At 45.1% G+C, this 18,503-nt stretch carries 18 protein-coding genes and 1 pseudogene; 4 read left to right on the forward strand and 15 right to left on the reverse strand.

Annotated elements, in window-relative coordinates; genetic code table 11:
• Positions 1 to 32 precede the first annotated feature (32 nt).
• The 6 genes and pseudogenes from AC27IJ_RS10790 to AC27IJ_RS10815 form a co-directional block, all read right to left on the reverse strand.
• The gene (locus AC27IJ_RS10790; RefSeq protein ID WP_487148808.1) at positions 33 to 1,373 is read right to left on the reverse strand and encodes a sensor histidine kinase; all 1,341 of its coding nucleotides are present in this window, start codon (positions 1,371 to 1,373) and stop codon (positions 33 to 35) included.
• 9 nt (positions 1,374 to 1,382) lie between these two features.
• Positions 1,383 to 2,114 (reverse strand): LytR/AlgR family response regulator transcription factor, encoded by a 732-nt coding sequence (locus AC27IJ_RS10795; protein WP_312442813.1) that lies wholly within the window; start codon positions 2,112 to 2,114, stop codon positions 1,383 to 1,385.
• Positions 2,115 to 2,628: 514 nt separating this feature from the next.
• Entirely contained in the window at positions 2,629 to 3,105 is a 477-nt protein-coding gene (locus AC27IJ_RS10800; protein ID WP_312442811.1) for an LURP-one-related/scramblase family protein, read from the reverse strand.
• Complete coding sequence (nth, locus tag AC27IJ_RS10805) at positions 3,102 to 3,758, reverse strand: endonuclease III (RefSeq protein ID WP_313259479.1); 657 nt, start codon at positions 3,756 to 3,758, stop codon at positions 3,102 to 3,104. Before nth ends, AC27IJ_RS10800 begins: the two co-directional genes overlap by 4 nt.
• 74 nt (positions 3,759 to 3,832) lie before the next feature.
• A pseudogene (locus AC27IJ_RS10810) lies at positions 3,833 to 5,071 on the reverse strand (endonuclease Q family protein); the annotation flags it as partial.
• A 23-nt stretch (positions 5,072 to 5,094) separates the two neighbouring features.
• Entirely contained in the window at positions 5,095 to 6,057 is a 963-nt protein-coding gene (locus AC27IJ_RS10815) for a helix-turn-helix transcriptional regulator (RefSeq protein WP_487148811.1), read from the reverse strand.
• A 220-nt stretch (positions 6,058 to 6,277) separates the two neighbouring features.
• Between AC27IJ_RS10815 and AC27IJ_RS10820 the strand changes: the two genes are divergently transcribed.
• Positions 6,278 to 6,505, forward strand: a complete 228-nt coding sequence (locus tag AC27IJ_RS10820) for a hypothetical protein (protein ID WP_312442807.1) — start codon at positions 6,278 to 6,280, stop codon at positions 6,503 to 6,505.
• A gap of 75 nt (positions 6,506 to 6,580) precedes the next feature.
• On the opposite strand, the gene AC27IJ_RS10825 is transcribed toward AC27IJ_RS10820, so the two are convergent.
• Entirely contained in the window at positions 6,581 to 7,324 is a 744-nt protein-coding gene (locus AC27IJ_RS10825; RefSeq protein WP_312442806.1) for a DUF1266 domain-containing protein, read from the reverse strand.
• A gap of 138 nt (positions 7,325 to 7,462) precedes the next feature.
• On the reverse strand, positions 7,463 to 7,891 hold the full coding sequence (locus tag AC27IJ_RS10830; protein WP_312442805.1) for a DUF5684 domain-containing protein: 429 nt from the start codon (positions 7,889 to 7,891) through the stop codon (positions 7,463 to 7,465).
• 371 nt (positions 7,892 to 8,262) lie between these two features.
• Between AC27IJ_RS10830 and AC27IJ_RS10835 the strand changes: the two genes are divergently transcribed.
• Positions 8,263 to 9,273 (forward strand): hypothetical protein, encoded by a 1,011-nt coding sequence (locus AC27IJ_RS10835; protein WP_487148814.1) that lies wholly within the window; start codon positions 8,263 to 8,265, stop codon positions 9,271 to 9,273.
• Positions 9,274 to 9,322: 49 nt separating this feature from the next.
• Here AC27IJ_RS10835 and AC27IJ_RS10840 read toward each other — a convergent pair whose 3' ends face one another.
• Entirely contained in the window at positions 9,323 to 9,781 is a 459-nt protein-coding gene (locus tag AC27IJ_RS10840; RefSeq protein WP_313259474.1) for a GyrI-like domain-containing protein, read from the reverse strand.
• A 77-nt stretch (positions 9,782 to 9,858) separates the two neighbouring features.
• Positions 9,859 to 11,085 carry an MFS transporter gene (locus AC27IJ_RS10845; protein WP_312442801.1) on the reverse strand — a complete coding sequence of 409 codons (1,227 nt, stop codon included), beginning with the start codon at positions 11,083 to 11,085 and terminating at the stop codon, positions 9,859 to 9,861.
• Positions 11,086 to 11,201: 116 nt separating this feature from the next.
• Between AC27IJ_RS10845 and AC27IJ_RS10850 the strand changes: the two genes are divergently transcribed.
• Positions 11,202 to 12,095, forward strand: coding sequence for an AraC family transcriptional regulator (locus AC27IJ_RS10850; RefSeq protein ID WP_487148817.1), 894 nt, complete (start codon positions 11,202 to 11,204; stop codon positions 12,093 to 12,095).
• 78 nt (positions 12,096 to 12,173) lie between these two features.
• Positions 12,174 to 12,431, forward strand: a complete 258-nt coding sequence (locus AC27IJ_RS10855; RefSeq protein WP_312442797.1) for a TfoX/Sxy family protein — start codon at positions 12,174 to 12,176, stop codon at positions 12,429 to 12,431.
• A 25-nt stretch (positions 12,432 to 12,456) separates the two neighbouring features.
• Here AC27IJ_RS10855 and AC27IJ_RS10860 read toward each other — a convergent pair whose 3' ends face one another.
• The 5 genes from AC27IJ_RS10860 to AC27IJ_RS10880 all read right to left on the reverse strand — a co-directional run bounded on the left by AC27IJ_RS10860 (position 12,457) and on the right by AC27IJ_RS10880 (position 18,337).
• Entirely contained in the window at positions 12,457 to 12,669 is a 213-nt protein-coding gene (locus AC27IJ_RS10860; protein WP_312442796.1) for a hypothetical protein, read from the reverse strand.
• Between the two features lie 116 nt (positions 12,670 to 12,785).
• A complete protein-coding gene (locus AC27IJ_RS10865) occupies positions 12,786 to 13,913 on the reverse strand; it encodes a type I phosphomannose isomerase catalytic subunit (protein ID WP_487148820.1) in 1,128 nt (375 codons plus the stop codon).
• Positions 13,914 to 13,944: 31 nt separating this feature from the next.
• Complete coding sequence (locus tag AC27IJ_RS10870) at positions 13,945 to 15,327, reverse strand: glycoside hydrolase family 1 protein (protein ID WP_487148822.1); 1,383 nt, start codon at positions 15,325 to 15,327, stop codon at positions 13,945 to 13,947.
• A gap of 11 nt (positions 15,328 to 15,338) precedes the next feature.
• Entirely contained in the window at positions 15,339 to 16,244 is a 906-nt protein-coding gene (locus AC27IJ_RS10875) for an ROK family protein (RefSeq protein WP_487148824.1), read from the reverse strand.
• A complete protein-coding gene (locus tag AC27IJ_RS10880) occupies positions 16,241 to 18,337 on the reverse strand; it encodes a beta-galactosidase (protein ID WP_487148826.1) in 2,097 nt (698 codons plus the stop codon). Before AC27IJ_RS10880 ends, AC27IJ_RS10875 begins: the two co-directional genes overlap by 4 nt.
• Positions 18,338 to 18,503 lie beyond the last annotated feature (166 nt).

Below are 18,503 nucleotides of genomic sequence, written 5' to 3' on the forward strand. Positions count from 1 at the left end.
AGCTTCCATCTCATTGGAATCGCTGCCTGTTTTTATACTGTTTTAGCTGCTTTTGAGCGGGGATTTTTAGGTATGCAGCCCTTTATTCTGAATATCCTCTTTTCTCTGTCTGGTTCTATAAATATCAATCCCCCCAGCCCTTCAATCGTCTCCCTTATGATTCGTAACCCAAAACCATGGAAATCCTTGTCCTCTTTTGTTGTCTCCGGTTCACCGCCCACAATTAACAGCTCTCCGTTAAATGAATTGGTTACCTCAATGATTGCCCAATACGGAGTACTATTGCTCGTCACCTCAATGAAACGTTCTGAATCGGATACCTTGTTACAGGCTTCTATCGCATTGTTAATGATATTGGAAAAAACACGGACAATGTCCAGGTCTGCCATTGGTACAGATTCAGGGAGATATGCATGCGCCGAAAAACGGATATTCTTTTCTTCGCAGACACCAGCCGCATCCTGCAATATGGAATCCAAGATCATATTATCGGAATAGTTTTTGTGAATCATTACGCTCTGCTGCATCGTATCGTGAATGTCGTCCAACATTCGGATGGCCTTTTTATATTCCTTGCGGCGCAATAAAGTTTTTAAAGAAGCCATCAACTTTTCATAATCATGCCGAAAGGCCCGATAGCTTTCTGTAAATTTGCGATAGGATTGATAGTGACGCATTTGACGGGAAAGTTGTTCTTGCAATTGATGAGTAAACAATTCGTATTCAAATAATTCAGATATCCTTGATGCATGATTCAGGATAACCAGCAGCCACAGATTACTTATAATGCAGGAGCCCAAATATAGAGATGAAAACCAAATTTGCCTGATATCATCGTAGTAACGCCCATCATTAATAAGTGTGAGAAACAGCCATTGAAAAAACAGATAAATGACCACAAATTTAAGCTGACCTTGGTTACTCAGTAAATACCTGGCCTTTTGTTTTGGAAGGATGACATCACGGATAAGCAGGAAGTACAGAATTGCAAGAAGTACGGTCAATGCAGAAATCATACCAATATTATTGTTTTGCTGGAGTACATCTTTAATACTTGTATGCAAAACGATGGAATAAATTGAAAAGATAATTCCTCGGCTGGAATACAAGGAAAATGTATAGATGCTGCCTGCATAAAGAATTTGAATAGGAGTTCCATTGAATAAGAAATTGAAAGATAACATAAATGACATAAACACCAGATAAACAGCGAATCTTGAATCCAGCAGTGTATAGGCCGCAGCCGATATGATAACATTTATGGCAATTGCAATAATATAAAAGATCCAATGATCCTTTTTCGCCGGAAACAGCTTTTTAAAACGCTGAAGAGTAAATGCATCATAAATAATCAACGAAGCAAGACTTAACATCATATTCTCCTATCCACAATCATGAATGTTGGTACGACTGATATAATCAATGAAAACCTGTTTCATCTGCTTCATATAAGTTGCACCGATCGGAATATTTTCACCTGTTTTCAAAAACAAGGTGTTTTGTTGAAATTGCGAAATATAGGACATGTTCACAATATACGAACGGTGAATGCGAATGAATCCCTTATGGAGCAACTGATTCTCCAACTGCTCCATTGTCGAATAAAAATCAAAGCTTTCCCCTCCATTGTAGTGGACTGTCACAATTCGTTTCCAGATTTCGAAGAAAGAGATTTCCTTGAATGGAATAACTTTTCGAATATTATTCTTACCCGACTCACAAAGGAACATATCATTTTCCTTTTTTGAGACCAAAGTCGTAGCCCTGATGAATACTTCCTCAAATTTAGCAGTAGTAATATTGGATTTCATCAGATAGTGGATCGGTGAAATATCATAAGCATCAAAAACATAATCCTCACTTATAGTCAGAAAGATGATTTCTGAATTACACTCAAGTTCACGAAGCCTCTTCGCGGTGTCCAGCCCATTCAAATTATTCATCAAGATATCCAGGTAGATGATGTCTGCTTGGTTCGGTGAATCAGCCAGGTAAAACAAAAGTTCTTCTCCGCTGTTGAAATAAGAAATGGTGATTTCCACCTTGTTTTTCTTTGCGACTTTTTTTATCAGCCTGGCATATTGTGCACGGGCTTCTGGATCATCATCACACATAAATATCGTCAACATGATTATTCACCAACCTTTCTGCAAGGCAATATATCTCATCAGCACCAGGATAATATGTATTTGAACTGCTTCTAAATTTAGGACAAATGTTGTACACACCAGCCTTTCATGGACCTCAAAGTTGGAAGAAAGGACCGCATATACTTGATAGTGTTCAAGTTTATCCACCGTACTTTTTTCCCTGTTTTACTTAAAAAATGCACTGATAGTATAACACACTGTATATATTTTTTCAATTATATAATAATTCCATCTCTAGTATTAAAATAGCGCGAATGAGTCAATTAGATGATAAATCGAATTTGATATATAGAGTTGAATATTATATCAGCTGGGTAAACTACAGATCCATTGAAGATGAGTCTTACCTCAAAAATAGAAATGGCAGATATCGGAAAACTGAAAAAGTAAAATACCTCCCTGCCAGTTTTTAAGAATCCGGCAGGGAGGTATTTTGTTTCATGGATTTCTGATCTGATGCCTACGGAAGCTAAAACCATCAGCCTTTGTTCTGGCTGCATTTGACCGCATCTATGGCAAGGACCACCAAAAGTGCTAAAAGGCTGTCCTGCCCATCGGTCACATCAATCAAGTAGGTATCGGTAAAATGAAAAAGCTGCTTTTCAATCCGTGCAACAATGCTGCCGGTCTGGGAAAGAATGGAGTAATCCCATTCCAGGAAGCTGCCTTCCACATGCCAGCCATTGCAGTCAACGGAAAAAGAGGGTTTAAAAAAAGTAAACTCCTTGGTGATGGTTCCCACCGTTTCTCCGCCGATCTGGATGGCAAACCGGGGCAGGAAGGTAAGCACCTGTTCCCTTAAGGTAGCCAGGTGATTGCCGCTGTTGTCATAGATTTCCAGCTTGTGGCCCCAGGCAGGCCTGCCGCAGACCGTATATACGGCAGCGCCATTTTCATCATATATGTCGTAACTATCAAACCAGGAAAAAAAACGCTGTTTAAACATAAGTTTCATGATATCTTTCTATCTCCTTTTCCGTCTTTGTCCATCATCTGCTCACACCATTCCCTTAGCACGCATTCCCCGCACTTTGCCTTCCTTGCCGTACAGATTGCCCTGCCATGATAAATCAGCTGAAAATTGATTCGGTTCCAGTGGTCCTTTGGCAGTATCCTCTGCAATTCCACTTCCACCTCTGCCGGATTTTTCCCTGTGGCCCAACCCAGCCGCCTGGAAATGCGGAATACATGGGTATCCACCGTGACCCCAGGAATTCCGTAAGCATCTGCCAGAAATAAGGTGGCGGTTTTTCTGCCCACTCCGGCAAGATTTAAGACCCCGTCAATATCCATCGGGACCTCACCTCCATATTCATCCGCGATCTGCCTGCAGCATTTTTTCAAATTTCTTGCCTTATTTTTATAAAGTCCGATGGAGCGTATGGAATCCTCAATTTCCTCCAGGGCCGCTTCCGCCATCTGCTCTACGGTCTGAAAGCGCTGAAACAGCTGGGGTAGCACCTCCTCCACCTGTTTGTCCGTGCTTTGGGCGCTAAGCATGATGGCCGCCAGTAGCTGCCAGGGCTGCTGATGGTAAAACCCCTCCTTTGTCACACCGTAAACCTGGTCCAATTTTCCAAGTATATAACTGACATCTTTCTTTCTCATACGGTATTTCCCAACCTTCCGTCACTGTATTGTATCTGCTCTCCTTTTCAGGTTCGGCTGTTTTTTCCTCGCTTGTCAATTTCCTCCGGCTCAAACAGCCGGATAATTCCATATTCCCCGTCATATCCGGGACTGCACTCAACCCTTCCCTCTCTCAGCCGCCTGATCCCCTCGGAAATCATATCACCGGAAGCATGCCTGATGTCCTCCAAAGACAATTCCCGAAGAATATGAAATTCCGGTCCTAAATCTCTTATCATGGATTCATACTGGTTCTGGACCTTTTTGCTTGCGACGGTATATCCTATCGAAGCAGCAATAACTTCGGAAAGGGGGACCAGATTCTCAAACGGTTTTCCGCCGGGAAGAACATAGCCCTGGCTGCGGTCAGCCAGCTGATCGATCCGGTGGGACACGCCGGTGGTCAGCTTACGGCCGCATACCGGACACTTGCCGGAATACCGCTTTGCTTCTGACGGAGAGAGGCAGAGGCTGCATTTCCGGTGGCCATCATAATGGTATTTCCCCTCTTCCGGAAAAAACTCTATGGTCCCCTCTAATCCCTCTCCCTTTTGTATGGCATTCCAAAGCCCGGTATAGGACAAGTCGATATCCAGAAGATTGGCTTCCCTGCCAAGCTTTGATGGGGAATGGGCATCGGAGTTAGAGATAAGCTGAAAACGATCCAGGGCCGACAAACGCCATATCATAGGAGGATCGGAAGAAAGCCCTGTTTCCAGCGCATGCACATAGGGAGTCAAATCCTCAAAACACTCCTCAATAGAATCAAAACCGGAAAATGCTCCGAACAAAGAAAAATGCGGCGTCCAGATATGGGCAGGAATGTAAATTGCCCTGGGGCATAATTCCAGTGTGATTTCCAGAAGGTCATGACAATCCAGTCCCAAAATGGGTCTGCCGTCTGAATGAAGGTTCCCAATGGTTTCCAGCTTTTTTGAAAGCAGCTCTGCCTCCTCAATGCCAGGAAAGAGAATGACGCTGTGAACCTTTCTCACTTTCCCATTTTTCTTATAAATAGTGCTGATCTCCCCGGAGACCACAAACCTGGGAGTCCTGGCTTCCGGCCCGGCTCCCTTGTCCACACGGTATTCTTCTTTTAATATGTAAAGCCCTTCCTCTGCGGGAACCAGCTTTTCTTTTAATTCCTCACGCCACGCCGGGTGGGTAAAATCACCGGTCCCCAGGATACCGATCCCCTTGCGCCTTGCCCACAAGTCCAGATACTCCAGGGTACACTCCTTACTGGTTGCCCTGGAATAATGGGAATGGATATGCAAGTCTGCTATATACATAAATTTCACCTGCTTCCATTAATTTATGTTTTATTATAGCCTTCTTTGGCATTAGCCGCAAGAAGCAGGTCCTTCCTTTTACCGGCATATTTTTCATAAATTCCCATGGCAAGCCCTTCCATGTCCTTTCTGAGTTCCTTTGGCTCCATCAATTCAATCTGATCTCCCATGCTTAAGAGCCAGCCATATAAGTTCTCCTTGTTGGAAAATCCGGCTTCAAACAAAAGCTTTCCATCCTCCCGCTCCTTAAAACAATCGATCCCAAACTCTTCGATCAGACGCCATTTTATCTCCGGCTCACAAACTGCAGTGACTTTAAAACTAACGGGAAAAGGATTTTCCGGGAAGCACTCAAAGGGAGGAAGAGGAAGTTTTACATAATGTTCACCGGTGTCTGCAAGCTCCTGGATCCGGTTCAGCTTGAACATGCGGAAATCCTTCCGGTCCCTGCAATATCCCCACACATACCAGGAGGACCACTGGAATACCAGGAGATAAGGGTCAATGCTCCTTTCCATCTCTCCGCTTGGAGCATAATAATAGAATCTTATGGAATGGCTGTTTTCAATGGCTTCCTGGATCAGCTCTATCTTAGGTGACAGGGAAGATTTATACCAGGAGGATAAGTTGATCATGATATGGCTTTCTGGGACCTGTACCGATGCCTGGTCCACCGACAGCTTTTTCATTAACTGCTGGTACCGGCTGGTTCCCGCTACACTGTCCAGACTTCTAAGTCCGGTCAGTATGGACTGCATTTCAGAGGAAGTAAGCACCGTCCGGTCGATCCGGTAGGCAGGCATGATGGATATCCCCCCATTCTGACCCTGAGAGGTGGCCAGGGGAATGCCCGCCCTTAACAGGGCTTCCACATCCCGGTTTATGGTTCTTCTTGAAACCTCAAAGATTTCCGCTAGATAAGAGGCCGTTACCTTTTCCTCCTGAAGCAGGATGGACAAAATTCCGATAAGTCTGTCAATCTTCATAGGTAATCCTTTCTTTTATGTCCCCATGATACCATGAAAGCAATGAGCCAAGCGCCGCTAAGCGGCATTTGGCGAATGCAACACGATAATAGACGCTTGCGTCTATTATACCACGGCAGAAGGGTTCAGGAAAAGACGTTCTTTCCTCCTGCCGCTCATTGACTCCTTTTTCCATTTATGCTAGGATATGCCTAACATCAAGAAAGAAAGGATCAGTTAAATGAACTTAATGAACCTAATGCAGTTAAAGGAATCCTGGACTGTTTTTAAAAATAACCATCCTAAATTCCCCCTGTTCTTAAAAGCAGCCTTAAACGGCCCGCTGAAAGAAGGAAGTGTGGTGGAAATCCGCGTCACATCACCGGAAGGAAAAGACCTCACCACGAATTTAAAGCTTAAGGCTTCCGACCTGGAACTTCTTGAACACTGGAAAGACTCCTTCGTATGATCCCTTATCCCTATGATACCAAAAAGTCGGCATGCTGCCGACTTTTTTTTGTGGTTTGAGGACCGCATGAAGTGGTTAATTGCCAACAGACAACGGAAGGTTCCAATCCAGCAGGTAGGGACTGTTATCCCTTGTTTTGATATCTTCATAGATTTCGCGGCGGGCATCTCCGCTTTCATAAGACCAATACTCATACCCTCTTAAGTAACTGTCCATCATTTCATCCCATGATGAAAAACTTTTCTGAATCGTCTGCGCTATTTCAAGTGACTTGTCCAATGCCTCCTGTTCCGTATAATATCCGGCAATATAATACCAGCCACACAAGGAGGCAGCACGACAGTAATCCCAACCGTCAATGGCCCCTGCTCCGTAATTTACGTAGTTGTCATACGCCTTTGCAAGATAAATACCTTCATTTGCGTCACCCGTAATATCGCCTAAATATTCAGCCAGTTCCGTCTGTTCCAATTCCGACGCACCGTCCTCCTCCAGCGACTGCATCAGCGAGGCATAATCAGTCCGGTGCCCAGCGTCAAGCAGCCAGTTTAAGTTTTCGTCCGCGCTGGCCCTGTCCGTCACGCCCCACCATTCATCCAATGACTCAATCTCAAGCCGTTTATTGACCTCATTCGCTTTCATCCCTCCTAAGAGCGTATAATCTCCACCGTTAAGCTCTGTTAAAACAGCATAAGTACCGTTGATCCAAAGAATTTCTGGTTGTATTTTTTTCTGTTGCACACAGCCGGCACTTCCACACACGATGAGCCCTGTGATACAAAGAAGAATCGTATATTTAATATATTTATGTTTATTCATGTCTTGTTTCACCTTCCTAAATTTATCCGTTTAAAATCGTTTCATAATGATATCATTTAACAGCCAAAAAAAGAGGGGATTACCCCCTCTTTAGGTCATTTTGAGTAATGAAAAGTATCACCGCCGCGCGCTTTTCTTCTATTGAGGTCCTATGTACTCAGCACTGCCGAGTCCCAATATTGGAAAAAATATCAGTGGCAGCAGCACTAAGCCAACTGCAAAACCGCCGCTCTTTCCAAAAGCTTTAGAAATCTTAACGCAGTAAATGATATATAAAACAAATGAAGCCAATCCTGCAAGACTGCTTAAGATACTGATTTCTAAAAATCCTCCAAGAAAAGAAACTACCCATGATATCATAATCGCAATAAAATAGCTCAAATTTCCAAATGCGATATCAGACATTATATAAATATTGTAAAATGGAATTAATGACGCCCAGCCCGGCTTACCGGCTTTCGAAAAAATCTTCCAATTAGTAACTATAAGTAAAATACAAACAACTAAAAGAAATACAAAAAGAAAAATACCAAATCCAGCTAAAACAGCATATAAATCATTATTCACACTTAATTCCTCCATATGTTTTCTAATTATTAAACACAAATCATCTTCACCTGATTCTTACGACTAAGTACTGTCCCATCCTCAACGGATTTAATCTGACGCCGCAAAAAACGGTATGTTCTCTAAATTACTTATTACCTCGTACATTCTGCCTTTCTCCTTTTTTCTTATTTCTTCCATATTTTAACACATTGATAAATATCCATCAATCATCATTCGGAACAATAAATCCCTCATCGAGAACATGAGACAGCATTTTCTTGTTGTATTTACCATAATATGGTACAATGACTAAGTGCAGTAACCGGAAGCTTTGTCCAAGCCTTTCTCACGATAAGGGCGAATATAACAAGCAGGAGGAATGAAAAAGCATGAAAAAAATTATAAAATTATTTGCAGTCGTATCACTTCTGTCCATAACCATGGCATCAACCATCCATGCGGGAGTCTGGAAACAGGATAGCCATGGCTGGTGGTGGCAGGACGGAGATAAATCCTATCCCTCCTCCGTCTGGAAATGGATCGACTCCGACGGAGATGGAATGGCAGAATGCTACTATTTTGATGAAAGCGGTTATATTCTTACCGGAACCGCGGCCCCCGATGGCAGCACGGTCAATGAATCCGGCGCATGGACCGATCAGGGTATTGTACGCCAAAGGGCATCCAACCCGGCTGCCGCACGGATCATAAACCAAAAGGGGCTGGAGCTTTACCAGGAAGCAGATCTAAAGAGTTCCGGGCTGCCCGGCCTGGATATCACGGCAGACATCCAGATGAATCTCTCCTATGACTGGCTGGAACTTCCGGTATACATGAATATGCTGCTTAAATACCATGACTTAAATACTCCAAACATGGAATTTCTCTCCCAGACCAAGATGGATATGCTGGGGATACGCAATTCAGAGACTTCTTTCTACACCAATGGCTGCTATTATCTGGATGCGGGGATGTATGAAAAATATAAAATGAAAATCGGATATGAGGACATGACCAGAAATATCACTTTGGGAGGGCTGACCGGGCAGTTTGGTGACTTCCTGCATAACGTACAGATTGCAGATGGTGACGCCGGGAATAAAATCCTTTTTTATTCCAGCAAAACTGAAGGACTGGAAAAACACCTCACCAATTTCTACGACGAGATATGGCCCACCCTTTCTGATTCCAATTATAAGATCAACCGGATCGACGGAAAGGCAGTCATCAGCCCGGAAGGATATTTTTCCAAAGAGGCTATCTCCATTTACATGACCATAACCGAAGAGGAAGAGACCATGGGTATGCTCATGAATATGGATATAAATTATAACAATCCGGGAAAAGCTGTTTCCATTGAATTTCCTTCCACAGAAGGATATGAAGAAGTCATCTATTAATAAACAAATTAGGAGGGAAAACCGCTGGCGGCTCCCTCCTTTTCTTTTATCAATCCTTTAAACCGATATAAATATGAATCAGTGCATCCTCCATGTCCCCGTTCTGATATTCTTCAAAATCGCAGACAAAGGCTCTTGGCAGATCTATCTTCCAAAGCTCCTGCCAGAATTCCGCTACTGCCTTTACCATGTTTCCCCTTACTACAAATTTTGCATACAGCCCTGCCGGAATGGTCCTTACCACCGTGCCTTCCGGGATCTCGTCCGCTGCTTCTACCTCACAGGCTGCTATCACACTGTAATCGTCCATTTCCTTTCCAGCATAATCCGTATAGATTCCCAGGGACTTGTCATTGCTCTTATTTTTAATGGCGGAATAAATCCCAATTCCGTAAAAGCCTTCCCACAGGCCGCCGATCACATTTCCCATATCCGGTGATGTGTTGTTTGTCCGGGCCAACAGCCCAACTACCTTTTTTTCCTTAAGCTCAACTCTCTCAAAATCCATTTTCTTACCTCATTTTCTCTTTCTTGCCTTATTATTCTTTCTACGGTAAGTGGATTGTAGCATACCAAACATGACATCTATATGTCACAATTCATCTGCTCCTGATTATTTTTCATAAAAATCTCTGTTTTTCTCTCTGATCTGTAAAAATGGATCAGGGTGAAAACCAGAATAACAGGAAACAGGACCGCCCCTAATATTCCGATTTTTAGATTGTTTTCGAAATACCCGGATATCATGCCTACTAATGTGGGCCCTCCGGAGCAGCCTAAGTCCCCAGCCAGCGCAAGAAATGCAAACATCGCGGTCCCTCCCCCTCGTATGGAGGCAGAAGCCATGCTAAAAGATCCGGGCCACATGATCCCCACAGACAGGCCGCACAGCCCGCAGCCTAAAAAGCCCAGTACAGGTAAGGGCGAAAGAGAAATCAGAAAATAAGAGCCTACGCATAGGATTCCGCTTGCAATCATCAGCTTTTTTAAATTCATCTTTTCTCCGTATTTTCCATAGACAGCCCTTGAGATTCCCATCATCGTGGCAAAAAGCATGGGACCGGCAAGGTCCCCTATGGCCTTACTCACTCCAAGTCCTCTCTCTGCAAAAGCGGAGGCCCACTGGCTTACTGCCTGCTCACTGGCTCCGGCACATACCATGAGAAGCATAAACCCCCAGAACATCCGTTTACCAATGAGCGCCTTCATGGAAAGGCCTTCATCCTCTTCCACAAGGGGGGCAATGGGTACTTTAATAAATAAAAGCATGTTAACAGCAGGGATCAGCGCCCAAAAAAGCGCCAGAAGTCTCCAGTTTTTCAATCCGGCAATACTGAAAAATATGGTGGAAACAAGGACAACTCCCACATGACCCCAGCAATAGAAGGAATGGAGCATACTCATGGCCTTTTCCTTGTTATCCGTGGGACAAGCCTCTACAATGGGGCTGACCAGAACCTCCAGAAGGCCGCCTCCTGCCGCATAGATGACCACGGCTGCAAAAAGCCCGATCCATGCCTGGGAAAACAATCCGGGCAGAATGGTCAGGGACACCAGACCTATTGCTGACAATATATGGGCCGTTATCATGGAAGCCCGGTACCCTACCCGGTCAATAACGCCTGCTGACAACAGATCCACCAAAAGCTGAATTCCAAAATTAAGTGTCACAAGCATGGTAATCCTGGATAAGGAAATGCCGTACTCCGACTGAAACGTAAGAAATAAAAGTGGTACAAAATTGTTAATGATCGCCTGTACGATATAGCTCATAAAACAAGCATGGACGGTTTTGGTATAATCTTTATTCACTGGGAATCACCTGCTGTTCATTTTTTTTGTATTATACCGCATATTTTTTTCAAAATCTTGTAAATTACCGCCAGTTTATGATACAATCTAGCCAATCAGCCAAAGGGGTACGCTCTATGCAAAATACGAAAATATTTACCGACGAATCCATGATGGAGCTTATCTCCCACGGATCATCCACCTTTCCATTTCAATATTATTATGAAGATGTAGGAAAATTTGATAACCAGTGCATTGACTGGCACTGGCACAGGGAATTTGAACTGGTGACTGTAACAGAAGGGATCCTGCAGTGCTCCGTCGGCAACATCAATTACATACTGGAAGCGGGAGATGGGGTTTTCATCAATTCCGGAGTCATTCACCGTTTTCTCTCAGATGGGACCGCAGTTATCCCCAACGTTTTGTTTGCATCCGATTTTATTGCCCCTGAAAATAGTTCTATTTATGAAAAATACTTACTTCCCTTTCTTACATCAGGCATTTCCCATTTTGTCCTAAAGAGCAGCAGTTCCTGGCAGAAAGACATTCTTACCTCTCTTTCTAGGCTGTATGACTTATGCGAGAATCCCGGTCCAGCCTGGGAGCTGGAGGCCCATATCATCGTCTGCCAGATCTGGGCCAGCCTGTTTGAGCACATGCTGGAATTTGCGACCATGGAAAATACGGGAGTAAGCAGGATTTCCCAGGCCCGGTTTAAAGGCATGACCTGTTTTATCGAAGAAAACTACTGGAAAAAGATCACACTGAAGGATATCGCCTCATCTGTTGGCGTAAGTAAGCGGGAGGCTCTCCGCTGCTTTCAATGCTCCGTCCCCTTGTCGCCCATAGAATATTTGAATAAATACCGGCTCCAGCAGGCATGGAAGCTGCTCCTTCACACGGACCGCTCCATAACCGATATCGCAGAGCATACCGGTTTTGAGAGCACCAGCTATTTTGACCGCCTGTTTAAAAGAGAATTTCATATAACCCCCAGAAAACACCGGGACAGCGGGAAAAACTCATAAACATTCCCAACGGAACTCCTTTACTCCCCTTTTCCTATGAGCTATAATAAAAAAATAAGGATCAAAAGGAGGAATACAATGGGCGAATTATCAGACCTTCCTAATATCGGAAAGGAAGTAGAACGGCAGTTGAATGAAACCGGAATCTTTACTTATGAAGAATTAAAGGCAACAGGCGCTGAACAGGCCTGGCTGAAGATCCAGGCCATGGACTCCTCCGCCTGCATCCACCGGCTGTATGCTTTAGAAGGGGCCATTCGGGGAATTAAAAAAATCCTCCTGCCTCCGGAGAGGAAAGAGGATTTAAAGGCATTTTATAATTTCCATAAAAGTTAAAGAAAGGCCTGTCTGCCGGCTGTTCTTAACCGGTAGCCAGGCCCAGCCCCATGAACCAAAAAAGAAAGAATACCAAAAAGTACGCAAGTACGGCTAAAAGGCAGATTTCACCTGCCAATCGGTATTTTATTAACCGAAAGCCTTTCATCCATTGATAGAAATAATAAAAAATCAAAATAATTCCCAAAGCTCCAATCAAGATTGGCAGCCAGGCCATTAAAAGAAAGATAAGATTCATCGCATTACTCCCCAAAACCGTCCTGCCCTTATCTTCCCCTCTTTCTTCCTCTCTTATAAGTAAAGTCTGGCCGGAATCACTTTTTCCTTGATTTTGCTCCTTTTTCTTCCCTTACTCTATTCCGGCCCAAAGCACTGAATAAGCTTTAAATGGCTTCCATCTTCGGCAATCCACTGAATCTCCTGTGTCCCTGCAGGCAGAAAGAACTGGTCTCCCTGTTTCACCTTTTCCTGCCAGATATGCTCCTGCCCGGCTGACTCCTGCATGGCATTGCCGGTTCCTAAAAGCAGTTTTCCACGACCCTCCAGAACATAAACTGCGCTGCAGACATTCTGTTTTAAGCTCATGGCATCTTTTATTTCCATCAGTTCCATACAAAAGCATGGAGTCTCTTCATATCCCACCAGACGGATCCGGCGGTTTTTCCCCTCTTCTTTTAAAAGCTTTGCCGGAACAAACCACCGTTTCCTTGCTTCCTCCTCTGAAAAATTCTCATAATGGAAGCATTCAAACATCTTTTCAAAGCCAAGACCCTGGTGACACATGGAATCCGCCACCTGATACCCTGACGGGGTCACCCTCTCCACCCGTATGGTATAATCGGTGGGCTCCTGGATTTCCACCAGAAAACAACCGGCACCAATTGCATGGGGAACGCCGCCTTCGATCAGAATGGTATCCCCCTCCTGTATTTCAAACCGATGCAGACATTGGAGTATGGCTTCTATATCCTGCCGCAGAAAGCAATCCTTCCAATGCGACCGTGTCACACCCGGACGAAATCCCAGGTAGACGCAGGGCTTTTCTCCATGGATCTCCCTGCCCCCAAGTATGTGCCAGCATTCCGTTTTCCCATATTCAGAGTGAAACAACTCCCTGGCTTTCTTTTTATCCGGATGCACCTGAACGGCCAGCCGCTCTGCTGAATCGATCAGCTTCACCAGCACTCCCAGGGTTGCCCCCAGCTGTGCGGCATGCTCTTCTCCCAGATAACCGGCGGGGTCTGATTCAATCAGTTCTTTCAATGACACCGAAGGCCGGTCTGCCAGCATGCTCAAACCTTCCGTCAATTCTTCTCTCCCTGCGTTCCTGGCCGCCACAAGAGAAGCAATCCATTCCTCCGGAAAATGACCATCTTCCCCTGTTTTTGCTCCGTGAAATTGTTCCAGCAGTTTTCCTCCAAAATAGGTCCTCCAGGCTCTGGAACCTGTCAGACGTATGGGACCATCTTTTCTTATTTCCATGATCTCCCTCCATATTTCCCCAAATAATCATTTAAAATCCATTCCGGTCTGACAGCTCCTTAAACCAGGTTCCTGATTTTTTCATGGTAATTTTACAGTTGTCATAAATGTCTACCCTTAACAGACCATACCGGTTCTTATAGGCATTGATCCAGGACCAGCAGTCAAAGGGAGCCCATAAATGATATCCAAAGCAATTACTGCCTTCTTCAATGGCCTTGTGCAGGTATTTCAAATGGTCCTTGATGAATTCGATCCGGTAATCATCTGTCACCACACCGTTCTCATCCATATACTCCTCTTCTCCCTGGATTCCCATGCCGTTTTCTGATATGTACCAGGGAAGATTTCCGTAATTTTCTTTTATATTTTTTGCAATATCATAGATTGCCGGCTCATAGATCTCCCAGCCTCTGGAAGTGTTCATCTTCTGCCCCGAGGGCGTATAAGGCTCATAATATTTTTCCGGCATCAGAGGCCCCTCATAAACAGAGGTTCTGGCTTTTGCCCGCCTTGGATGATAATAATTCACGCCCAGATAATCTATGGTGTTTTTGCGGAAAATATCCAGATCTCCTTCTGCGATTTCCGGAAGGATGCCCTCCTCTTTTAAAAGCTCCGTCAATTCCTCTGGATATTCCCCTTTCACGGATGGATCCAAAAAGGAACGGTTAAAAATCAAATCCAGAATATCCGCCGCTTTCCGGTCTTCCGCCTTATCCGGATTTTCACAGTAGGTTGGCGTCAAATTGATGATGATGCCTATTTTACCGCTGCATCCGCTCTTTCGGAATTCTTCCACCGACAGGCTGCTGGCAAGCTGTACATGAAACCCGACCTGGGCCGCTTTTTTGGCATCGCAGACAGCAGGGTAATGTCTCTGATATAAGTATCCCGTTTCCGGAATGATGACCGGCTCATTGAACGTGGTCCAGTATGTTATCCGGTCTCCAAACCGTTCAAAGCAAACCGCCGCAAATTTTGCAAATGCAAAAACTGTTTCCCGGTTCTCAAAGCCGCCTTTCTTCACCCAATACTCCGGTAAATCAAAATGATGAAGGCACATCATCGGTTCTATTCCATTTGCAATCATTTCATTGATTACATCATGATAGAACGCCACTCCTTCCTCGTTTACCGTCCCCTCACAGTCCTTAATCACCCGGCTCCATTGGATGGAGGTACGGTAAGAGGTCACACCTGCCTGTCTCATCTTCTGGATATATTCCTTATATTTGTGATAAAAATCAGAGGTGACTGCCGGCCCCACTCCATCAAAAAACCGTTCCGGTTCCCTTTCAAACCAGTAATCCCATTCCGATTTTACACGTCCGCCTTCGTTGCTTCCACCTTCTGACTGCGGGCCGGAAGAGGCTCCTCCCCATAAAAATCCATTTGGAAATACATAATCCATTTTCATCTCTCCTATTCTATCTCAATCTTTTCTCCGTACAGGTGATAATAAAGGGCTCCATACAGATTCGCCCTGCTGCCGTTTGTGCAGGCTGTGATCCTTGGCATCAGATAGCCCTGATGCTGTCCTTTTAACATGGAAACCACCGTCTTTTGGATCCGGTCAATGATTCCCGGATTGCCGCTGATCCCGCCCCCAATTGCAATGAGTTCCGGATCAAAGGCAAATTCCAGGGTTATACAGCCCACCGCCATCCAGTAGCAGAATTCCTCCATCAGTTCTTCTGCCAGTAAATCCCCTTCTAAGGCAAGCTGGTCCAGCCTTATCCCATCAATGGGAGCCTCTGCCGGCTCCTTTCTTATGTTGTATTTCCGGGCTTGCTTTTCCAGGGTATAATCACTCCAGGACAGAAGGGCGCCATCCTTAAAGCCTCCCATGGGAAAATTTCCGAATTCTCCCCGGTTCATGGTCACTCCCTTGTCCAGTTTCCCGCGTTCGATCACTGCTCCTCCGATACCTGTACCGCAGATCACAAACACTACATTTTGATATTCCTTTGCCACCCCTTTCCAAAGCTCTCCCATGGCAGCGCAGTTGGCATCATTGGCCATGGTCACAGGAAGTCCGCCAAACCTTTCCTCCAAAATGGTCTTTAAAGGGACTTCATGAAGATACTCTACGGCACTGATGCCCTTTATTACCCCTTCCCTGCTGTGCACCTCTCCCGGAAAGCTGAATGCCACGCCGTCAAGGGCATATTCCCTGGCAGCCTTTTCAAAAATACTTCCTGCCACCTGCAGAAATTCCTCCACATCTGATTGCGGCGTAGGTACCGAATCCGTGAAAGAAAAATTACCCTCCTCATCTGCAACGCCATATTTAACCGCCGTTCCACCTACATCAAATACCAACTTCACTTAATTTCCTCCTGACATTTATAGACATAAGCCGTATTTCCTGGTATCTGAAGCTTTGCTTTTCCACAGACCTTTGCGGTATCGCCTGTTAAAAGATTCACAAGTTCCGTCTTATCCCCCAGTCCATGAAGATTCACTTCTTTCCCCGTTTCATTAAAATTAATGATTAAAATTGCCCGGCAAGCCTCTGTCCGGATGGAGGCCACATGCACCCTGCTGTCCTTTTCCGCAGTGAAAAGGGAATCATGCCGGCTCGTGATCACCTCCATCACCAACTGCTCTACCTGGGGAATGTTCTGTTTTTTCAGTTCCACTCCCATAAAAGAATTGAAATACAGGGTACAGCCTTTTCCGTAAGGGTGGAACACTACGGCCGGACTTCCATCCTCCATGGTTCCAAGGATCCGGGTATCCTCATCTACCTCTATGCGCTGTTCCATGAAATTACAAGGGATGGCCTCATCCCTTGAATCCATCTTTCCCCCGTCGCATTGATTCTTAATATAAAAGGAATGGCCGGAATCCACATCCACTTCCCGCAGGCCAAAAAGCCTGCTTAAATGCCTGCCCGGTATTCCTTCCGCAGGCACCTCTCCGTATTCATTTACGCTGCCCATTCTGGCATCAGCGATGAGGATTCCCCCTCGTTTTACGTATGCGGTAAGTTTTTCTGCCATATCTCCACTGATACTTAACGCGGAGGGCAGCACCAAAACCTTGGCCTCTTCGCCTTCCAGGTCCTCGATGTCTGTAAATTCCGGATTTAAGCCTCTGTTCCAGAAAAGACGGTACCAGCCTTCCACGTCCTCACTCCAAAAGCTGTTGTTCCATTTTAAGAATGCATCAAAATAAAGTCTGGATGAATAGGATACAGCTATTTTCACGGCCTGATTTTCCACCTGGAAGCTGTCAAATAAATTACCATTTTTCCGGATTAAATCCATCAGCTCTTTTACCCGTGCCGCACGCTCATTGGGAGCCCCGTCCATACTGGTAAGCCCCCGTCCGGTGGACTGGTATCCGTGTAAGAACGGTCTCCACCGCCACAGCTGCATTCCATTGGCACCGGTGAACATGCACATAAGAATCCAGTTATACAATTCCTGGGGCGTCACCTCGGAGCCTGGCGTCAGCACCGACTGGGTGTGGGTCTGAAGCTCATTGACCATATATGGTTTTCCGGCTTTCCTTGCCGCACCTGCGGGAACGGAATAATACATGGACATGGTCCAGGGCGTATTGCGGTAATTTCTTCCCCAGCTCTTAGGGTAAAAGGTGGAGCCGTACACATCGGGGATCTTTGCCGTGGCAAATTCATCATTGTTACGAAGGGTCACATCCCCTGACAGGATCTGTGCACTGGTCCCATCAATAATGATCGGATGGGTCGTATCGTATTTCCTTGCGGTTTCATAGAGAAAGCTGCAGATTTGGGTCAAGGTTACGCTCCGGAACCTCTCGTATTCCAGATCCGGCATGATGCTGCTCCAAATGCTGTAGGGGGATCTCCTTCTTTTCGGGGATATCTGCCCGAAACTCTCATATCTTCTATGCCACACCCGGTTTAAATGCTCAATCGTACCGTATGTTTCCTTCAGCCACTCCTGATACTTTTTTATGGTATAAGGGTCGTCGCTTCTAAAATGCGCTTCATTAAACACGTCGTAGCCGTAAACTGCCTTGTGGTCCCGTAGTGAGGTGATCGCTTCCCGGAAATACCGGTCCATATAATCCCGTACCACCGGATGATTTAAGTTCGCCCAGAAACAATTTTCATTGATATGCTCTCCTCTTTCATCATAGACCAGCATATCCTCCGTCAAGGCACTGTCCGGCATGAATTCCTGAGCCTGATTCTGTCCAAAGAGCTGCAGGATAGCCTTTATCCCCAGGCTTTCGCACTCATCAAGCACCTGCCTGGTCTGGGTGAATATCCACTGATGGCTGTCCTGACTAAGCCATGGATTGCATACCGGCCAGAGAGTGACTAAATTAAAGCCGCAATCTTTCATATAAGACAAATCTCTCCGGATCTCCTCCTGTGTATAATCCTGCTCAATAATGTAGACCGCCCCAAATAAAAATTGATCCATGATGTCCTCCTTATTCATCCTTTTTCTTCAAATATGACTTATCTGAACTTGCATGGCAAGTGAAGATAAAGGGCTGCTTTTCAGCCCGTCCATCCGAATATCGAAAGCGTCTTTTGCTTTCGATAATATCTTCCATTATAAAGGCCATCAGAAAACTATAAACCTG

It is taken from the genome of Lacrimispora sp. YZC11 (assembly GCF_057543815.1).